Source organism: Aestuariivivens marinum (assembly GCF_022662175.1).
GTDB classification, from domain to species: domain Bacteria; phylum Bacteroidota; class Bacteroidia; order Flavobacteriales; family Flavobacteriaceae; genus Aestuariivivens; species Aestuariivivens marinum.
In genome coordinates this window covers 1,188,743-1,208,097 of sequence record NZ_JAKMCR010000001.1, presented here as the reverse complement: position 1 = coordinate 1,208,097, position 19,355 = coordinate 1,188,743, and the positions used below count along the sequence as shown (strand labels likewise).

The 19,355-nt window shown below is 33.6% G+C and carries 18 protein-coding genes; 7 read left to right on the top strand and 11 right to left on the bottom strand.

Annotated elements, in window-relative coordinates; genetic code table 11:
* Positions 1-79 precede the first annotated feature (79 nt).
* Complete coding sequence (locus MR053_RS05235; protein WP_242131385.1) at positions 80-1,468, top strand: dipeptidase; 1,389 nt, start codon at positions 80-82, stop codon at positions 1,466-1,468.
* A 128-nt stretch (positions 1,469-1,596) separates the two neighbouring features.
* Positions 1,597-2,475: a DMT family transporter gene (locus MR053_RS05230; protein WP_223551866.1), complete on the top strand. Its 879-nt coding sequence runs from the start codon at positions 1,597-1,599 to the stop codon at positions 2,473-2,475.
* Between the two features lie 45 nt (positions 2,476-2,520).
* Here the strand turns inward: MR053_RS05230 and MR053_RS05225 are convergent, their stop codons facing one another.
* Positions 2,521-3,723, bottom strand: a complete 1,203-nt coding sequence (locus MR053_RS05225) for an NAD(P)/FAD-dependent oxidoreductase (protein ID WP_223551865.1) — start codon at positions 3,721-3,723, stop codon at positions 2,521-2,523.
* 210 nt (positions 3,724-3,933) lie between these two features.
* On the opposite strand from MR053_RS05225, the gene MR053_RS05220 reads away from it, so the two are divergent.
* Positions 3,934-5,034: a DUF4407 domain-containing protein gene (locus tag MR053_RS05220; protein WP_242131384.1), complete on the top strand. Its 1,101-nt coding sequence runs from the start codon at positions 3,934-3,936 to the stop codon at positions 5,032-5,034.
* 6 nt (positions 5,035-5,040) lie between these two features.
* On the opposite strand, the gene MR053_RS05215 is transcribed toward MR053_RS05220, so the two are convergent.
* On the bottom strand, positions 5,041-6,612 hold the full coding sequence (locus tag MR053_RS05215) for a discoidin domain-containing protein (protein ID WP_242131383.1): 1,572 nt from the start codon (positions 6,610-6,612) through the stop codon (positions 5,041-5,043).
* Between the two features lie 218 nt (positions 6,613-6,830).
* Between MR053_RS05215 and MR053_RS05210 the strand changes: the two genes are divergently transcribed.
* Complete coding sequence (locus tag MR053_RS05210; RefSeq protein WP_242131382.1) at positions 6,831-7,259, top strand: YybH family protein; 429 nt, start codon at positions 6,831-6,833, stop codon at positions 7,257-7,259.
* Between the two features lie 489 nt (positions 7,260-7,748).
* Here MR053_RS05210 and MR053_RS05205 read toward each other — a convergent pair whose 3' ends face one another.
* The 7 genes from MR053_RS05205 to MR053_RS05175 all read right to left on the bottom strand — a co-directional run bounded on the left by MR053_RS05205 (position 7,749) and on the right by MR053_RS05175 (position 13,199).
* Positions 7,749-8,327 (bottom strand): PhnA domain-containing protein, encoded by a 579-nt coding sequence (locus tag MR053_RS05205; RefSeq protein ID WP_242131381.1) that lies wholly within the window; start codon positions 8,325-8,327, stop codon positions 7,749-7,751.
* Between the two features lie 93 nt (positions 8,328-8,420).
* On the bottom strand, positions 8,421-9,221 hold the full coding sequence (locus MR053_RS05200; protein WP_242131380.1) for a hypothetical protein: 801 nt from the start codon (positions 9,219-9,221) through the stop codon (positions 8,421-8,423).
* Between the two features lie 194 nt (positions 9,222-9,415).
* A complete protein-coding gene (locus tag MR053_RS13995; RefSeq protein WP_317221704.1) occupies positions 9,416-9,616 on the bottom strand; it encodes an MmcQ/YjbR family DNA-binding protein in 201 nt (66 codons plus the stop codon).
* 132 nt (positions 9,617-9,748) lie between these two features.
* The gene (locus tag MR053_RS05190) at positions 9,749-10,498 is read right to left on the bottom strand and encodes a cyclase family protein (RefSeq protein WP_242131379.1); all 750 of its coding nucleotides are present in this window, start codon (positions 10,496-10,498) and stop codon (positions 9,749-9,751) included.
* Positions 10,499-10,552: 54 nt separating this feature from the next.
* The gene (gene hemW / locus MR053_RS05185; protein WP_242131378.1) at positions 10,553-11,746 is read right to left on the bottom strand and encodes a radical SAM family heme chaperone HemW; all 1,194 of its coding nucleotides are present in this window, start codon (positions 11,744-11,746) and stop codon (positions 10,553-10,555) included.
* Positions 11,747-12,049: 303 nt separating this feature from the next.
* On the bottom strand, positions 12,050-12,601 hold the full coding sequence (gene ruvC, locus MR053_RS05180) for a crossover junction endodeoxyribonuclease RuvC (protein ID WP_223551857.1): 552 nt from the start codon (positions 12,599-12,601) through the stop codon (positions 12,050-12,052).
* A 1-nt stretch (position 12,602) separates the two neighbouring features.
* A complete protein-coding gene (locus tag MR053_RS05175) occupies positions 12,603-13,199 on the bottom strand; it encodes an outer membrane beta-barrel protein (RefSeq protein WP_242131377.1) in 597 nt (198 codons plus the stop codon).
* A gap of 70 nt (positions 13,200-13,269) precedes the next feature.
* Here MR053_RS05175 and MR053_RS05170 point away from each other — a divergent pair, with 70 nt between their 5' ends.
* The 3 genes from MR053_RS05170 to MR053_RS05160 are packed head-to-tail and all read left to right on the top strand — an operon-like array spanning position 13,270 to position 16,296.
* Positions 13,270-14,241 (top strand): hypothetical protein, encoded by a 972-nt coding sequence (locus tag MR053_RS05170; RefSeq protein ID WP_242131376.1) that lies wholly within the window; start codon positions 13,270-13,272, stop codon positions 14,239-14,241.
* Complete coding sequence (locus MR053_RS05165) at positions 14,238-15,359, top strand: glycosyltransferase family 2 protein (protein WP_242131375.1); 1,122 nt, start codon at positions 14,238-14,240, stop codon at positions 15,357-15,359. The genes MR053_RS05170 and MR053_RS05165 overlap by 4 nt, the downstream gene beginning before the upstream one ends.
* 52 nt (positions 15,360-15,411) lie before the next feature.
* Positions 15,412-16,296, top strand: a complete 885-nt coding sequence (locus MR053_RS05160) for a hypothetical protein (RefSeq protein ID WP_242131374.1) — start codon at positions 15,412-15,414, stop codon at positions 16,294-16,296.
* Position 16,297: 1 nt separating this feature from the next.
* On the opposite strand, the gene MR053_RS05155 is transcribed toward MR053_RS05160, so the two are convergent.
* Together MR053_RS05155 and MR053_RS05150 are read right to left on the bottom strand one after the other, a co-directional pair.
* Positions 16,298-16,774, bottom strand: a complete 477-nt coding sequence (locus MR053_RS05155; protein WP_242131373.1) for a hypothetical protein — start codon at positions 16,772-16,774, stop codon at positions 16,298-16,300.
* A gap of 124 nt (positions 16,775-16,898) precedes the next feature.
* On the bottom strand, positions 16,899-19,355 hold the full coding sequence (locus MR053_RS05150; protein WP_242131372.1) for an energy transducer TonB: 2,457 nt from the start codon (positions 19,353-19,355) through the stop codon (positions 16,899-16,901).

Genomic DNA, 19,355 nt, shown 5'->3' with positions numbered 1-19,355 from the left:
AAATATAAACAAGATTTTTAAATTGCAAACTACTTCATTCCTATTTTTAGTATTTTTGATACCAATCCAAAAAACAATTATGCAAAACATAAATTCTTACCTAAACGATAATAAAGATAGATTTATAAATGAACTTATCGATTTACTCAAAATACCATCCATAAGCGCCGATTCAGCTTATAAAAATGATGTTTTAAAAACGGCCGAAGCCATAAAAAAAAGCTTGGAAAAAGCTGGTTGCACCACAGTTGAAATATGTAACACCGCTGGTCACCCCATTGTTTATGGTGAAAAACTAATTGATGCAAACCTACCAACCATATTGGTTTACGGCCATTACGATGTACAACCTGCAGACCCTATAGAATTATGGGATTCCGCACCTTTTGAACCTGTAATCAAAACAACAGACAAACATCCTGAAGGTGCTATTTTTGCCCGTGGCGCTTCCGATGACAAAGGTCAAATGTACATGCATGTGAAAGCTCTTGAATATATGACAACAACCAACCAATTGCCTTGCAACGTTAAGTTTATGATTGAAGGTGAAGAAGAGGTAGGTAGTCCAAATTTATCTGTTTTCGTAAAAAACAATAAAGAGAAATTAAGAAATGATATCATTCTTATTTCTGATACGGGCATGATTTCCAAAGATAATCCTTCTATCACCACCGGTTTACGTGGTTTGAGCTATGTTGAAGTAGAAGTCACAGGTCCTAATCGCGACCTACACTCGGGATTGTATGGAGGTGCTGTAGCCAACCCTATTAATATCCTGGCTGAAATGATTACATCCCTACACGATGAAAACAATCACATTACTATTCCTGGGTTTTATGATAAAGTCGAAGAACTTTCTATTTCAGAAAGAGAAGAAATGGCCAAAGCGCCTTTCAATTTAGAACATTATAAAAATGTTTTAGATATTGATGCAGTTTATGGCGAAACCGGTTATTCCACCAACGAACGCACATCTATACGCCCAACACTAGATGTTAATGGCATATGGGGGGGCTACACAGGTGAAGGTGCCAAAACAGTTATAGCCAGCAAAGCCTTCGCAAAAATATCCATGCGCCTGGTGCCGCACCAAGATTGGAAAGAAATCACAAAGTTGTTTAAAACCCATTTCGAAACAATAGCTCCAAAGGGAGTTAAAGTTAAGGTAACACCACACCATGGTGGACAGGGATATGTTACACCCATAAATAGTATTGGTTATACAGCTGCAAGTAAAGCTTACCAACACACCTTTGGAAAAACACCAATACCTCAACGTAGTGGGGGTAGCATACCCATTGTATCCCTCTTTGAGCAAGAGTTAAAAAGCAAGACCATTTTAATGGGATTCGGTCTCGACAGTGACGCCATACATTCCCCTAATGAACATTTTGGCATATGGAACTTTTTAAAAGGTATAGAAACCATTCCTTATTTCTATAAAAATTTCGCAGAGCTTTCCAAATGATTTTGGTGTGCCCAACTTTAATGGTGGGGTCGAACTTTCGGTAGTCACTTTTCCTTTGTTACGAAAATTCTCAAAGCTACCAAAGTAAAGAGATTCAATAAATTCTTAATCACTAACATTTCAAAAGCATGCAAAGCAACCATTTGAACCATCTATTACTACTTTTATTAGCTATGTTATTCATTAGTACATCTGGTACTTTGGGACGATTTATAGATATGTCTATTCCTGTTATTATTTGGTGGCGCTCCGTAATGGCATCATTTCTACTATATGGGTTTTGTAGGTATAAAAAAATCAGTGTAAAACTGCAATCCAAAAAAGACCTTTCGCTTTTTGTAATAACTGGTTTGTTTTTGGCAACACATTGGATCACTTATTTCTACGCATTAAAACTATCGAATGTAGCTATTGGAATGCTTTCCTTGTTTGTATACCCTATTATTACCGCTTTAATAGAGCCTTTGTTCATTAAAGTAAAATTTGATCCTGTATACATAGTTTTAGGTATTATAGTTCTTATTGGCATTTATATCCTATCTCCAGAATTTAACCTAGAAAATACTTATGTGAAAGGAATTTTATTCGGGTTATTATCGGCTTTGTTTTATGCTATTCGCAATGTTATTTCCAAACAAATGGTGGCCCGCTATAATGCAACTTCAATCATGCTCTACCAAATAACCATTATTAGCATTGTTTTGTGTCCCGCCTTACTTTTTTTGGATACTTCCGGCATGGAAACCCAATACCCTTACGTTATTATTCTTGCAGTCATCACAACAGCTATTGGCCACACCTTACTAGTTAACAGTTTAAGGCATTTTTCTGTAAGTACTGCTAGTATTATAAGTAGCATTCAGCCCATTTTAGGCATATTCATTGCCTTTGTATTTTTAAATGAATTACCCAGTTGGAATACTTTTTGGGGCGGACTCATTATATTGTCGACGGTAATCATTGAAAGTGTACGCTCTAGAGAAAAAAACAAGGAACTATCAAAATAACAACACTTTTTATATAAATAGTCCCTTGTTTTCAATCAAACCACACTAGGGTAATTGAGAGTACCCATGCTTTGTTTTCCAAAGAAAATACTTTTCAAATAACACCTTAGAAAAATCAAAAATCACATTCGGAATCATGATAGCAAAATTACGTGGTTTAAACAGGCTATTACTCAAAATAATAACTTCTTTTTTACCTGCGTCCATCACACAAATACCTGGTATTTTACCCCAAGCCTTTTGCTTTAGTTTAGTTTTTCCTTGAGAAACTCGATAAATATTTTCGGCAACAATTTTCCCAGTTTCATCAGATGGATATCCCGTTTTAGGTGAAGAGAAAGGCACTTTCCCTGGTGTAAAAGGCAACTTAACATCTACTGCAATACCTGCTGCCCAAACATTAGGGAGTTCGGTATGTCTGTAATCATCCGTTACCGGAATATAACCTGCTGGCGTAGCCTTTAATCCTTCCGATTTCGTTACAAAATCAACACCTACAAAAGGTGGCATCAACATGGTAAACTTACTATTAATAACTTCATCGGTACTTAAAACAACCTTATCCTTTTGCACCTCTTTTATACCTACTTCTGTTCTATAATGAATATTGAACATTTTCATAAAGGACTTGAGCATGGTTTCACCTCCTGTCATACCGTCAATACCAAAATGCCCTAAAAACGTTTCTGGGGTAATCCAATACAAATTCACTTTTTTTCTAATATGTTGTTCGCGTAGCCATTTTTCAACGTTAAACAAAAATTCATAAGCAGCACCCATACATCCTGCATTTTGGGTGGCTCCAATAACAATATCGCCAGGTTCATTTTTAAAAGCCTCTAAAGCGGCCCGTGTTTTCATAGCGCCATTGGGCGTACCAATATAATGGGCATATTCCTTAATCCCCGGTGCCACATCAAATTTCACTTTCGGTCCTGTTGCGATAACTAAATGATCATAATTAACTTCACCCTTATCAGTAAGTACAATTTGTTTTTCAGTATCAACACGAAGGGCTTCTGCATGCATAAATTCAACACCTTTCTTTTTTAAGATGGTATCTTTTCTAAAAGAAATATCCTTTATCTCACGCCTACCAAAAGGCACCCAAATAAGAGAAGGAATAAATAAAAACAATGGTGATTTATCCACCATAATAACCTTATGTTCTTTTTTACCTTTTCTTTTTAACTCGAGGGCTGCGGTCATACCTGCAAAGTTCCCTCCTATTACTACTGTTGTGGTCATGATTTCTAGTTTTATACGTTAAAATTAGTGTAATTCTACCATACAGAATGTTACAAAAGTTGCATAAGGATTAACACAAAATCACAGTAATATATATAATAGCATGAGCTTTTCACACAAAACATGTAACATTCTCACACTTTTTGCGTTCTAATATGTAATCAACCTGTGCTGAGCACAGCCGAAGCATCAATCAAAATCAACCATGTTATGTTAAAACGCTTTTTTATCATCTGCTCTGGCAGTGACACACAGCTTTTAGAGGACTGTTCCCAAGGCGAACAAATTAAATACGCTGGTATTGGCGCCACTGTTTTCTTTACCGCTCTTATGGCCTTTATTGCTGCCAGCTATGCCCTATACACTGTTTTTGACAACCTATTTACTTCCATATTATTTGGTTTTATATGGGGCCTGCTCATTTTTAACTTGGACCGCTATATTGTATCTACCATTAAAAAAACAGGAAATGTAATTGATGAACTTATACAAGCCTCGCCACGGATTGTTTTGGCAATCATTATCGCTGCTGTAATCTCTAAACCTCTAGAATTAAAAATATTTGAAAAAGAAATCGACCAAGTCCTGCTAACAGAAAAAAACAACATGACTTTAGCTAACAAGAATCAAATTGAGGAACAGTTTAACCCAAACATTATCGCTCTTAAAAATGACATAACTACACTTCAAAATGAAATCATCTCTAAAGAAGCAGAAGTAAACACACTCTACGACACCTACATAGCCGAAGCCGAGGGCCGCGAAGGCACTAAGCTCTTGGGCAAAGGCCCTGTTTATAAAGAAAAACGTGAAAAGCACGACGTAGTTCTTGCTGAATTACAACAACTAAAAATTGATAATAAAGCAAAAATTACTGCTCTTGAAAATCAAATAGCAGAACTTCAGGGTAATTTGAAAAACCAAATTACGAGTACCCAGTACATTATTAATAATTTTGATGGTTTGATGGCACGTATAAACGCATTAGGTAGATTGCCATGGTTGCCATCCTTTTTTATATTTCTTTTGTTTTTGGCTATTGAAACTTCACCTGTTATTACTAAATTATTATCTCCAAAAGGGGAATTCGATATAAAATATAATGAAAGAGAAGAAGACTTAAAAAATTGGGTCATGCAAAATTTGCATCAACGTCAAGCTTTGTTATATACAGATAACATACTTAACGATAAGGTTTATCACGATCTTAACAAAGAAGAAGAATTATACAATTACAAAAAGAGTATGGCACGCAAGTTAATTAAACAACAACAAGAAGCCTTTTACAATAAACAAGTAAAGATTTTATAAGTATTTTTAAAAACATTTAACCTCTGCCAAGGCTGCAAACTGTTGTCCGTCAAATGCAGATTTTGCAATAATTTTAAAATATCTAAATGAAGTTTCTTCAGCTAAATCAATATGGTGAATAGTATTAATATTTTTTAAAGTAAAATCACCTTTGCTTTCCCATTCATTATTGTCTGAACTTATTAATATTTCTACATCTTTTACTTTTCTGCTCCCATTTCTTTGTAAAAAGGAAAACCCTTTAGCAGTTATTGTTTCGGTGGCATCTACAACTAAAGTATGTGGGTATGAGGCGTTACAATTTATCCAACATGAATGCCAATAGGTAGAATCATCGCCATCAATAATTTGTGAAGCTAATCCATTGTTCCCCTCCCCCCCTTTGTCTTCTTGAGAACTGTAATAAACAATTTCCCATGTAGAACTATCTAAATAATTTTTATCTCCAAATGCTATTACTGGTATATTGTCAACAAACTTATAAGAGTAGGTAAATGTTGAAATATCTCCATTGACATGGCACATTCTTAAGCGTAGAATATATTCAGTATCTCCTTTTTTATAAAATTCACTTATAGGCATGGTGATATTAAAACTATTGTTATTTACCGGTGACGCCCAAGTTACTGCATCATAATCAGCATTATCATCTGCTGGATCATTATAAAAACCTATATAATTCACTGGAATATCCGAATCGAATGCTCCAGATATTACCAAAGCCTCATTTTCAAAACTTCCTTGAATACTTTTAATTTGAGCTGTTGCACCGTTATAAAAATCATTGTCAACATTATTAAAAACTTGATTGTTATTAAGTATGGCACAACTTGCCTCAGTTAAAAAAGTAGGAGTACTACCATAGGTATAATTACCGCCCCCCATCAAAGCTGTTCCTTTGGTTATATTTTGATGATCTGATACTTTTTGACTATTATGCGGCAAATTTAAACCATGCCCCAATTCGTGTAATAAGCCTCCAATCCATTTAGTAGCATTAGTACTTAATTTTGATGTCCCCCCAAAATATTTTACATCCATCTCATCATAATCTAAAGCAAAACACCAACGCCCTATACCATAAAATGGCACATTTGGAAAATCAATATCTTTTACGGGCATAATAACTATTATATGATCACTACTTTTTTCATTAGGGTTAGCCGTAAAATAGGTATTTATTTCATCCATCACTTTTCCTGCTCCACCTGAGTAGGGGTATTCGGATGTGTTTTGCTTACCCTCTACATATACTATTTTTACACGATTCTTATCTTTATCTTCCAATAAATTAAACGTTTTCTCTCCAAAACCATAGTCTTTCATATTTTTTTTAAAAAACTCTTGTCCGTGCAAAAAAACCTCACTTAATCTTTTATGGGAATCTATCCGTTTAGGGACATCCTTTGGAATAAAATAAACGATATTTAAATTGTATTTAGAAGCAGAGGTATAGTTGAAAGTTTCTGGTTCTTCAATTGGCAAATTGACTTCTTCATTAACTTGAGTTATTGGCTCTTTAGAACAGCTTAACATCATTAATAAAAATAGACATAAATTTATTTTTGGGACACTCATAAAATTTTTATTTAAGATCCCAAAATTAACCATAAGAATACAATAAAACTAATGGTTAATAAGAAGATTAAATTTCTCTTAAACTTTTAAATACATCAATGAATAAAAATATATAATTAAACCTATTGGGTATTGTTCAACCTCAATGTTTAGTAAAATTACGCTTGTTAAAAATTCTTGTTTCGTATATTTAGCTTAATTAATTACAATGAAACATTATGCGTGCTTTATTCTTACTTATTTGTCTTATGGGTTATCTGTCTGGTAATACTCAAAACAGTAAACATGATGTTAAAGCCATTAAAACCGTTTTGGAAAAACAAATAATGGCCTGGAACAATTACGATTTGGAAGAATTTATGGGAAGTTATTGGAAAAGTGATTCACTCAAGTTTTATAGCCCCAATGGCATTACCTTGGGTTGGAAAAATACTTTGATACGATATAAAAAAGGATATCCCTCAAAAGCACATACGGGTACGCTTAGCTTTAAAATTAACAGTATTTCTCCAATTGAAGATAAGTCTTATTTTGTTTTGGGTGAATTCTTTTTAAAACGTGAGGTTGGTGATGCCAATGGTATTTTTATGATTATACTCAAAAAAATAGATGGTGAATGGAAGATTATAGCAGATACATCTTGTTAGTAAAATTTTGAATGCTTCAATTTGATTTCTTATTATATCTTTTTTCAAAAAAAAATCTCCAAACATCTTCTTCCCTTATAATTTTAAAAGGCTTAAATACCCCAATTTTAAATAAAAGCACTTATTTATCAAACACATGTTTGGGACGAACAAATCTTTTTCAAGACCTCATCCAAAATAGGAGCGAATGTAATTTAAAACAATATTTACAAAATGTATATTCGAACGTGCAAATGTAGAGATTAATAAAATTGCTGGAGTAGCTTTGTTAAAGCTCCCAAATATTAATCTAACACCTAACCTTTTAGAGTATATTTAATGTTTGAAATTAGTAAATTATTTTAGTGACATGAATTATAGCCTTAAAATTTTACTCATGGTAATTCTTGCTAGCATTACTATCTATGGTATAGCAACCGGAAGGTATCTGTTCTTGTTTTTTATGTTTCCTTTAGGATTTGGTTTTCTTAAAAAGAAGAATAACAAAAACTAAGTTTTTTTAACATAATCTGTAACAATAACTATCTGTTGTGTTCCTACTTTACCTTCAATATATTTTTCGTTATTATAATCCAAACGAATATTTTTTACAACAGTTCCCTGTTTGGCAACCATACTGGTCCCCTTAACTTTTAAATCCTTTATCAAAACAACGGCATCACCAGTTTTTAATTCAACTCCGTTAAAATCCCTATGGATGATTTGTTCACTTGAATCTTTATCTTCTCCTGTGGCACTTGCCAACGCCAGAGCATCATCATTTAAATACATCATATCCAATAAATCTTTTGGCCATCCTTCGTTACGAAGTCTTTGCAACATACGCCAAGCCATAATTTGAACCGCCACATGCTCACTCCACATACTTTCGTTTAAACAACGCCAGTGGTTTGGATCCATTTCTACGTTACCTTCAACCTGATCAAAACAGGTATTGCATAACAACACATCATTATCTACATTTTCATTTAACGAAGGAGGAATAGTATATTGCCTTAGACCTTCTGAAGTCCCACACAACTCACAAGTAGCATTACTTCTTTCCTTTAAGGTTTGTAAAATACCCATATTTTAATTTTTGCAATAATACACTTAAAAATAGGAACTTCAAAAAACAAAAAGGGTGCCTAGGGCACCCTTTTGCAAAATTATTTTTCTATCCTATAGCTTAAGTGGTGCATAAAGATAATCGCCATGGCTTTTAAAGTATTTATTATAAGCTTTACGTTCATCTTCAGTAAGCGCTTCTTTTATTAATTCTTGATACTTTTCAAACATTTTCTCCAAATCACACATAGAGTCTGCATGCATGGCCTGATTAAAATGTCTTCTATCAGACCCCCAAGCATGCATACTAGGGTAATAGGATTTAACATACTCGTTTTTAAGAATCACATTTTCAAAGACTTTCTTATTTAATGTTTGCCATTCTTCCATAGAGCCATCTTCTGGAAATGCCATAGTGTTTTGGCGTAAATACATAACCGTATCATCGGTTATTTCACCTTCAAAATGTTTGGCACCAGGAAGCGTAGCGTATATTTCATCAGAATGGAAAATGGAATACGCCGAGTTAAGTTTCTTTAAAAAGGCCTTACGTTCTTCCTCATCTGGCCAGGCTTCTTTTTCAAGTTCAGCATTTCTAGCAGCTGCCTTATCGATGGCTTCCCAATTAGGATAGGATTGCACATAAATTACTTCGTTACTGTTAGCTGTGAAAAGATGCATAAAATAATTAGCGCCCATTATATATTCATTCTTTTTGGTCACCTTTTCCTTGTATTCTTTCTCGGTAGCTGTCCATTCTTCTGGAGTGCCCTTATAATTCTTGTTCCAATACGATTTTGTTACGGTAATATACTCAGGGCGTTTGGGCTCTTCGTCCTGAGCAAAAGTAAACATTGGCATTGCCAGTAAAAGCATAATTAACATTGCTGAAAGAAATTGATTAGTAGTTTTCATAATCTGTAAAAAATTAAAGTTAGTATAGTATAAAAAATTAAAACTTTGCTGTTAGATTATGGGGGTATTTACCTTGTCTTTTCAAAGGCGTACATCATGCACTATCATCAATTAATCTAGAGGAGAATTTAAATATACGATAAATTTTTGAATTATCTTACATACTATTTAACTTGTTCCTAAGGTTTGGTCATTCACTTAACAGCCATATCGTAAGAATGATCAATTAATTCCATAATAAAATTAATTAAAAGCCCACTTCTATAGATAGTAAGTGTATTCCAATGTTTATTACTCATATAGGTACCAACGTAAATACTATGGAACTGTTCTCGTAGTTCGAATATGTATTCTGGATCACACTTATCAGTTACTGAAGTATCTCCTTTTCCCATTGATCCAAAGGTGCAATTACAAACATTTTGCCAACATCTTAAACATTAAGATGTCCACATCAAAAGGAAATTATTCGGTAACTCCTTTCTTATTAATGCAATACTCCCGAAGTTGTTCTATATTCGCAAGCATTAATCTTCAATTTTATATAATATGGGTTTACTTGGTGTTGCATCGTTCTCAAAAGGAGCTATTTGTAAATTCAATAGATACTCACCATCAGCAATTTTATTGGACACATAAATAAATTCGGTTATGGTGGCATCCATTCTCAATTTTCCGTTGTTATTCCAAAACGCATTATGAGCCAATAACTCGCCACCATCTTTTTCCTTATCAATACTGGGCATGTCAATTAAAAGATGTTTAATTCCTTTTTCAACTAAATAATCAACTGCTTCCCTCAATAAATAAGGCCAATTAGTGTTTGAATATTGCTTTGATATTTTTTCTTTTGTATTTGGAATGGTTCTAATAACCACAGCATCCCTTTTCTTATTGCCCAATGCAAATTGTATCTGTTTTTTTGAAATGACCCTATCTTTCATATAAGTTTCAGGGGCAACTGTAATCACTTCAGCTAAAAAGAAAAACTGCTTAAGGTTTTTATTTATGGAATGAACCTTTTTAGTAATATGGCCAACACACTCGGTATGGGTGCCATGGGCATGAGGATTAAAATAAATGTTGTTAAAATTGATCCTTGCACCTTCACTTACTGACGCTGTCCAATTACCCTCTTTTACAGGTTCTATTTTTGGCCCACCTATATACCATGCATTAACATTTTTTTGTGAAGCTGTTAAAGGCATGGAAATATCCAGAGGTTTTTCTAAGTCTATTTTAAGTTTTCTAGAGTTGTATTGTATTGTTGCAATCATTTATGCTGAATTTATTTTCAGTATTTTTAATTTGAAGTTTTATCTCCAAATATACTAAATCATAAAGAGTTCGGATGCAATGCCATCAACCAAAAACTTACCTTTTAGTGTAGTCTTGAGAGTGTATTTATATGATTTCTTGTCGCCATGCTCTGTCGAAATGACAAGTAGCCCTTCATCTATATATTTTTTTGCTGAAACTTTTAAATGTTGTAAATAATCGCTCCCAAAATGGGTTTCTATCTTTTCTAAGGATATACCCCAAATGGTTCGTAAGCCAGTCATGACATACTCGTTAAAATGATCTACTTTGGTTAGCTTTTCTACCGTACACGGTAATGCTCCTTTTTGAATTGCTTGAATGTATTTCGTATTATTCGAAACATTCCAACTTCGTTCATTACCATTAAACGAATGTGCCGAAGGCCCAATACCCAAATACGGTTTCCCTTGCCAATAACTAGTATTGTGCTTAGAAAAATAATTTGGCTTTGCAAAGTTCGAAATTTCATAGTGTACAAATCCTTCTTGGGTGGTCCGTTCTACTAAATGGTTAAAGTGCTGCAATGCCAAATTCTCATCCAAAGGTGGGTAAATTCCTTTTTTAATAAAACTGTCCAAAGCTGTTTTTGGTTCAACGGTTAAGGCGTAACTAGAAATATGATTAATTCCAAAATTAAAAGCTTGTTCTAGGTTTTTATCCCACTTTTCCAAATCCATATTTGGAATCCCGTAAATAAGATCAATAGTTATATTATTGAAATATTTTGTAGCTTCTTCCAAACATCGTTTAGCTTCCGCTGCGTTATGGGCACGGTTCATATTTTTTAAATCGTCTTCAAAAAACGATTGAATGCCTATTGAAAGTCGGTTAATGCCTAGGGTTTTATACTCTTTAAATATACTTTTACTGGTGAGACCTCTCGACTCCGCTCGAGGTGACAACGGATTTTCAATTAAATCATCAGGGTTTGCTTCTAAGGTAATTTCGGGGTTTTCAGAAATTGTATAGTTTTTATAAACTTCATTAATCAAAAATTGCAACTCTTCAATCGTTAATAGCGAGGGCGTGCCACCACCAAAATAAATGGTTTCAACAGGCTCTTGCAATTCCTCTTTTCGCAACTCTAATTCTTTTACAAGAGCCAGTATAAGTTCTTCCTTCTTCTTTAATGACGTGGAAAAGTGAAAATCGCAATAGTAACACGCTTGCTTGCAAAATGGGATATGGATGTAGATGCCGCTCATATAGTATTAAGTACCGTATGCAATATTTAGGTTTTTGACCTGTAGTGGGTAAACCCAGGCTTAAACTGTCTTTTAACTACAAATCTCCTTTTAAATGCCAAATAAACAGAATATCCATAAACACTAAAAACCATGACGATTAAAAACCAGATATACTTGTAAGGTTTCTTTTTAAACTTTGTTTGATATAATTCTAGAATAAATAGAACTAAAAATATGATTATCAAATAAACCATTGAATATTACTACAAATCGATTCCTGCTTCTGCAGGAACGACAATTAAACAACTACCAACAAACAAATCAACCAATTTTTTTGGGATTCTGTTTTACAAATGCTGCCCAACCTGAATAACTTTTACCCAAACTAACCTTCCCTGAATTGTAAAAATGGCAAACCGCAGCGGCCAGACCATCGGTTGCATCCAAATTATTAGGGAGGGTTTGTAACCCTAGTAAGCTTTGTAGCATTTTGGCCACCTGCTCCTTGCTCGCATTACCATTGCCAGTAATGGCCATTTTTATTTTTTTTGGTGAATACTCGGTAATAGGGACTTGTCGGCTAAGTCCAGCAGCCATAGCTACACCTTGGGCACGTCCCAACTTGAGCATACTCTGTACATTTTTTCCATAAAAAGGAGCTTCAATAGCAATTTCATCGGGATGATGGGTTTCAATGAGCTCAATGGTACGTTCAAAAATCAACTTAAGCTTCAAATAGTGATCGTCGTATTTTTTTAAATCGAGCTCATTCAGCTGCATAAATCGCATGGTTTTTCCATCTACTTTTATGAGTCCAAACCCCATAATGGTCGTCCCTGGATCGATTCCTAAAATAATACGCTCTTTAGCCATTTTATTCACAATAATAACACCCACTCAATGAAATGGAAGCGCCAACGGTTAGAGTTAACACATTCCCGTTAAACGATCCGAAACCATTTGAAATGGGATCAAAATCTTTACTAAATCCATTTATATAAGACGCATCCAAAAACAAAGACAACTTATCAGACAACCCATAATGAAATTCCACCCCTGCCATAACATTAAAATAAGACGTGTCATTTTGGGTATAATTGCCTAATGGTTTAACCATAGAAAACCCAGGACCTGCATGGATAAAAGTCCCCATACCTGAGGGTAAAAAACTAATAATTCGTGAAGCATCATATACCGCCTGTATATTGATTCGAGAAAAGTTTAATTTAAATTCCTGGGCACTATCCTCATTTGACATTCTACTAAAACCATAATCTAACTTAGCACCCCACCTTTGCTTAAACATGTATTGCAAGCCTAAATTCACGGTAGGAAAATTATAGGACTTTGCTTCAAATCCTTGAACAAATCCGTCTTCTGAAGGCTTGTTTACACCCAAAGCTATTTGCGCCTTAAATGTACTTGTATCTTGGGCAACTCCATTAAACCCTGTCATTAATAATACTAACAAAAATAATTGTAGTTTGAAAGGTTTAAAATTTGAGGTCATAAAACAATATTAGTTTATTTTGCATCACACTATGGATACGCTACCCTACAAAGCTAAACAATTCTTTTTTGTGCTCATTAAATTAGGCATTGTATTGTTTGCATTTTACTTTATCTACAAAAAATTAACGTCTAACAATCAATTGGATTTTGTGAATTTTATTGAATCTTTAACCAAAAACAAGATGCTCTCATTGAAAAACGGTCTTCTTTTATTTCTTTTGAGCAGCTTTAACTGGTTTTTTGAAATTTTAAAATGGCAAAATTTGGTGTCGTATGTGCAAAAAATAACATTCTATGAGGCATTAAAACAAAGCTTAAGTTCATTAACTGCTTCTCTATTCACACCTAATAGAGTAGGAGAATATGGTATAAAATCGATTTACTACAGTAAAATTAAACGAAAACGTATAATGCTCATTAACTTTATAAGCAATATGTTACAAATGGGCACTACTTTGATTTTTGGCATTATTGGATTCTTATTTTTTATTAATCGGTATAATCCACCAATAAACTATTTCAAACTTATAATTCTTTTAGTTTCTATTAGCACAATAGTAGTTCTTATATTTTTGTGGGTTAAACAGAACACTATTAAAATTAGAGGTATTCCTTTAAGTAAAACTAAACATTATATTATCTGTTTTCCTAAAGATGTATTGGTGAAAGGCGGCTTATATGCCATAATCCGTTATGGTATCTTTTCATTTCAGTTTCACGTTTTATTGTTGCTGTTTGGGATTGATATGTTATATTTAGAAAGTATGGTCGTTATTACTACAATGTATCTTTTAGCATCTATTATACCTACTATTTCTATATTTGATGTAATAATTAAAAGTAGCATAGCCGTTTACCTGTTTTCTTTTTTGAATTTGGACAGCATAATTATTTTGACAATAACATCCCTCATGTGGATCCTTAATTTTGCATTGCCAAGTATTGTTGGCAGTTATTATGTCATCCTATTTAAACTTCCCAAAAACGACATGGAATCATGATATATATTGTTTTGTTCATAACCATTATCTATCTTATCATTATTGGACTTTTTATTTGGGGGTACGACAAAGTAAATACCTTTCATCTTCATGATATTGAACCTAAAACTACCTTTACTGTAGTTATACCGTTTAGAAATGAAGCTAACCATTTACCCGCTTTGTTACAGTCGATTAAAGCCTTAGCTTATCCAAAGCATCTGTTTGATATTATTTTTGTTGATGATGACTCTACCGATGCTTCTGTTAAAATCATAGAGGAATACTTAAACAATTGCTACAACATTTCGATTATTAAAAATAAAAGAATTTCAAACGCACCTAAAAAAGATGCTATTACAGCAGCCATAAAAACTTCAAAACACGATTGGATTATCACTACAGATGCCGATTGCACGGCACCCAAATATTGGCTGAATAGTTTTGACACATTTATCCAATGCACTAAAAGCAAATTTGTTGTTGCTCCGGTTAAATTGTTATTGGAACAAACATTTTTAAATCAATTTCAAGTTTTGGATATGCTTAGCTTACAGGGTGCCACTTTAGGTGGATTTGGCATTGAGAAACCGTTTTTATGCAATGGAGCTAATTTAGGATATGAAAAGACATTGTTTTATGAGCTTCAAGGATTTGAGGGAAACACCCATATTGCCAGTGGCGATGATATTTTCTTTTTAGAAAAGGCATTGAAGCATTCACCAAAAAAAGTTAATTATTTAAAATGTGAACAAGCTGTTGTAACAACCCATCCAGAAATATCATGGAAAAGCTATATAGAACAACGAATTCGATGGGCCTCAAAAACAAGGCATTACAAAAATAGTTTTGGTAAACTAACTGGCCTAATAGTTCTTTTAATGAATATAGTGATTCCCAGTTTATTAATACTTTCCCTGGCAGGATACTTAAGCTTTAAACCATTACTATATCTTATTATTATTAAGTTTAGTGTAGACTTATGTTTAATTTATCAATCGGCTTTATTTTTCGATCAAAAAGACTGCTTAAAAAGTTATTTTATAAGCTTTATTATCTATCCATTAACAAGTACCTATATTGCATTTAGTGCTTTGTTTAGACCTTATAAGTGGAAAGACAGAACGTTTAAAATTTAACTTTTTCTCGTTTATTTTTATTATTTTTATTGGAGTCCAACAGCCCTTATAAATGAAAACGCTTTCCCTTTTATTCATTCTTTTATTAACCCCTACTTTTTACTCTATTGCTCAAGAACATTATACCATAAAAGGTGAAACTTTAATTTTAAATACCGAGGTTGAAGGTGATTTAGATTTGTTGACCTTAAAATTGGATAAAGGTTATCGGTTTTTTGTAAGGGATAGCAACAATAACATACAAGAGCTTATTAACACTAGAGATATAGATAGCACCTATTTTAATGAATTTAGACATACATTAACCGAATTGACCAAAGAGTCCAATATGTCAACAGAACAAGTGGCATTCAGCAAATATGGCCTTAAACAATTCATTAAAGCATACAATAAAAAGGGAACAAGACGTTATGCCTATACCGAAGACAAAGTAGAAACCCAAATTAGGTTAGGCGTTTTTGGTGGCCTAACAAACCATCCGCTTGTTGAAAACACCAACAATACTAAAACGGTGTATTTTGGGACAGAACTGGAGCTATTTGAAAAAAAAGAACGCCCTAGACAATCGGGTTTTATTGGTATAGAACAAACCCTAAAAAGTGATGATTTTAATTATACATCTACCATAATAAATTTGGGTTATCGATTTCGGTTTATCAATTGTTCTGTTTTTAACAGTTATATAAACCTTCAATTAGCGACCTACACATTTTCAAAACATGTGATACTAGTTGAAAATGAAAACATGACACTTGAAGAAATGACCGTAAAAAATAATACCTTTAGAGTGCCTTTTATTTTTGGTATTGGCAGTGATATTAAGGTTTCAGAGAAGGGTTATATTACCCTAATTTATAATGAAATTGTTTCTCTTTTTGTAAAGAATAATGGGCATTTTCCAATAACCTTTTCGGTTGGCTACAAGTTTAATTTGTAGCTTAATTAACATTTATAATAATTGGGAGTTTGAATTCGGTCTTAACATGTTGTCCACGTTTTACTGCCGGAAAAATATCTGGCAAGGAGTCCAAACTTTTATGTAGCAAGATTTTTATATTGGGAATTTCCTTTTCGGTAATAGAATCCAGTTGAATGTCATTAAGCTGTAAATCGCCTTTTTCAGACACCTTAAAATCAAGACTAATCGTATCATTAATATCTTGGGTAACCACAATAATCTCCTTTTGTAAATTAGCCATAATATGCTCCCGCAGCACACCTTCAAAACATTGCTTTTGTTCTTGCTTTATCAAGGATGAATCACAAGCTTTAAAACTAGGATAAGTATCTACCTCATCCCAATTAAAGGTTTTTAGTTCTTCCTTTAAAATGGCTTCGGGTGTTGTTTTTTTTACTTTGAAACGCTCGCACGAAAACAGTGCAAGACAGACCAAAAAAATACAGATTTTTTTCATGGATTAATCTATACCCGAAAAATACGACTTTTTTGGTTTTTAATACCTATTTAAAAGAAAAACCGAAGTTGGAACTTCGGTTTTAAATAATTCAGCATCTAAAAATTAGAGTTAATAAACATATTTAATCTTGCACCTGAAAGATGATAGGTAAAGAATAAAGCACATCTACTCTTTTACCTTTATGTTCGCCAGGGGTCATTTTTGGCAATGTTTTTATTACCCTGACTGCTTCCTCTTCCAATACTTGATGAGGAGCTCTTGATTTTTCAATTTCTACACTACCTTTCTTTGTAATCTTAAAAACAACCATGAGGCGTTGTTGCCCTTTTAAACCTAAGCTTTTTGCCAAATTTGTATTAAAATTTCGATTGACATGCTTCTGAATTTCATTAGATACGCACTTTCTTTGTTCGTCTTGAGATAAACTTTCACAACCTGCAAAAGTAGGTACCTTATCTAAAATAGCAAAAGGTACAGCCAAACCTCCCAAAGTATCATCGGCATAGCCAACAACAGATACTTCATCCAGCATTTGCGTATCGTTCTCAACTTCAAAAATAATGGGTAATGAATAAGGAACAGTTACCACTTTTCCCTTTTGTTTTCCGGGAATCATTTTGGGCAAGGCACTAATAACCCGAACGGCTTCTTCTTCCAATTTAGGGTGACTAGCCCTAGAGCGAACACCAGTAATGTTGCCCTCCGCATCAATTTTAAAAATCACATTAATACGTTGTCTACCTGTTAACCCTAAATCGGTAGCCAATTTTGTGTTAAAGTTTTTAGCCACAAATTCTTGGATTCTTTCAGTCATGCATTGTCTTTTCTCGGTATTTGTCGTTAAGGTTTCACATCCAGGGAAAATAGGCACTTCCTCAATCACCGCAAAAGGCACTTCAATATCTTCTGATAACTTATTTTTTGAAGGGGTTTGACCATAAGCAACAACCACTGTTTCATCTGCAACCGATTGGTCTTGAACTTGAAAGATAATGGGTAATGAATAAGGTACAATAACTGCTTTTCCTTTTTGTTTTCCTGGAGTCATTTGAGGCAGTGTTTTTATGACCCTAATAGCTTCTTCCTCCAATTTGGGATGGGGAGCCCTTGATCTAATACCTGTAACATGGCCTTCTGTATCAATTTTAAAAATCACGTTAATGCGTTGTCTACCCACTAACCCCAATTGACTGGCTATCCCAGTATTGAAATTTCTATTCACGTGTTTAGCAATACTATTGGAAATACATGCTTTTTGATCTTCCTTTGACAGGTTTTCACATCCAGGAAACACAGGAACTTGATCTATGACCGAAAATGGCACAACAGATGAATCTTTATATTTTTCTTTTAACAATGAAAGTTCCTCTTCCCTTTTCTTTTTTTCTTCTTCAGAAAGCGGTGTTGAGGATGGTGGTGGTGGAGTTCCCCAATTAAAATACGCCACGTAAGATGTTCCATCTAGAGAGCCTACTTCACTTTTAGAAAAACCTTCTGGCACTTTTTCATTTACATGATGTACGCTATAATTTATTGTATTATTTTTTCTATCAATGTGTGTCCAACTCACATAATCCTTATTATTTGCCTTTAAAAAGGCTTCATACTTTTCATGAATTTTCTTTTTCTCTCCAATAAGTTCTTCCCCTTTTTTTAAAGAATAACTATATTGGCTTAAATCTTGATTTTCGATTTTAGTTTCTTGCGCTTCAGCAGAAGTATAAACAAGCATCCCTACCACCATAGGAATCAATAAGGCATACTTTAAAAGATTAATTTGTTTTGATTTTGATTTTTGTAACATAACGATTCGTTTTTTGATTAATGATTGTTGAAAAAATGGATTGATGAATGATATTTTTTTCGTTTCGAAAACTTGTGCCAAGAGATTTTGATAATATTTCGATTTACTTTCATGCTTTACCGCTTCGGCATCGGCTATAAACTCATGAAGCGCAGTGACTCTATTTTGGTAAATGTATACCAAAGGATTAAACCAAAATAAAATGCGGAACAGTTCAAAAAACAAAAGATCCAAACTGTGCATTTGTTTTACATGAACGACCTCGTGCTTTAAAATAGATTGCTTTTCGTCTTCCTTTAACAACTCCCCTAAAAACACATATCTAAAAAAGGAAAAAGCAGCACTACTATTTAAAAGTTTAACTAAGGTTAACCTACCAAAATTGACCTTGGAATTTTTCAGGATTAATAGCAAAATCCTAATAACCTTTATTAGAAAAACCAAAGCTGCTAAGCCCATGCCCGCATAAAATACAATCTCCCAAAAGGACATGTATTCATTATTTTGAATCACCACGGCATCCAGCTCAATTGGATTTACAATATTAGATGTGGATTGTCCCAAAATGATTTCTGGCAACGAAAACATATACTCTTGGGGCATGATTTTTTTAAACCGTTCTACCTCTACAACAGGTAATATAACCGACAACAAAGCTGTCACGATTAAGTAAAATCGATTCCAATTAAAAAAGGTCTCCCCTTTTAAAAACAGGTCGTATATCAATAAGAAAAATACTTGAAAGGCTATAGTTTCAATAATATAATGTGCCAT

Coding starts and splice junctions, on each gene's coding strand:
- MR053_RS05215 (WP_242131383.1), bottom strand. CDS start 6,612: ATGAGTGTCCCAAAAATAAATTTATGTCTATTTTTATTAATGATGTTA.
- MR053_RS05170 (WP_242131376.1), top strand. CDS start 13,270: ATGGATACGCTACCCTACAAAGCTAAACAATTCTTTTTTGTGCTCATT.
- MR053_RS05150 (WP_242131372.1), bottom strand. CDS start 19,355: ATGGCACATTATATTATTGAAACTATAGCCTTTCAAGTATTTTTCTTA.
- MR053_RS05205 (WP_242131381.1), bottom strand. CDS start 8,327: ATGGGTATTTTACAAACCTTAAAGGAAAGAAGTAATGCTACTTGTGAG.
- MR053_RS05220 (WP_242131384.1), top strand. CDS start 3,934: ATGTTAAAACGCTTTTTTATCATCTGCTCTGGCAGTGACACACAGCTT.
- MR053_RS05155 (WP_242131373.1), bottom strand. CDS start 16,774: ATGAAAAAAATCTGTATTTTTTTGGTCTGTCTTGCACTGTTTTCGTGC.
- MR053_RS05230 (WP_223551866.1), top strand. CDS start 1,597: ATGCAAAGCAACCATTTGAACCATCTATTACTACTTTTATTAGCTATG.
- hemW (WP_242131378.1), bottom strand. CDS start 11,746: ATGAGCGGCATCTACATCCATATCCCATTTTGCAAGCAAGCGTGTTAC.
- MR053_RS05200 (WP_242131380.1), bottom strand. CDS start 9,221: ATGAAAACTACTAATCAATTTCTTTCAGCAATGTTAATTATGCTTTTA.
- MR053_RS13995 (WP_317221704.1), bottom strand. CDS start 9,616: ATGGGAAAAGGAGATACTTCAGTAACTGATAAGTGTGATCCAGAATAC.
- MR053_RS05160 (WP_242131374.1), top strand. CDS start 15,412: ATGAAAACGCTTTCCCTTTTATTCATTCTTTTATTAACCCCTACTTTT.
- ruvC (WP_223551857.1), bottom strand. CDS start 12,601: ATGGCTAAAGAGCGTATTATTTTAGGAATCGATCCAGGGACGACCATT.
- MR053_RS05235 (WP_242131385.1), top strand. CDS start 80: ATGCAAAACATAAATTCTTACCTAAACGATAATAAAGATAGATTTATA.
- MR053_RS05210 (WP_242131382.1), top strand. CDS start 6,831: ATGCGTGCTTTATTCTTACTTATTTGTCTTATGGGTTATCTGTCTGGT.
- MR053_RS05165 (WP_242131375.1), top strand. CDS start 14,238: ATGATATATATTGTTTTGTTCATAACCATTATCTATCTTATCATTATT.
- MR053_RS05225 (WP_223551865.1), bottom strand. CDS start 3,723: ATGACCACAACAGTAGTAATAGGAGGGAACTTTGCAGGTATGACCGCA.
- MR053_RS05190 (WP_242131379.1), bottom strand. CDS start 10,498: ATGATTGCAACAATACAATACAACTCTAGAAAACTTAAAATAGACTTA.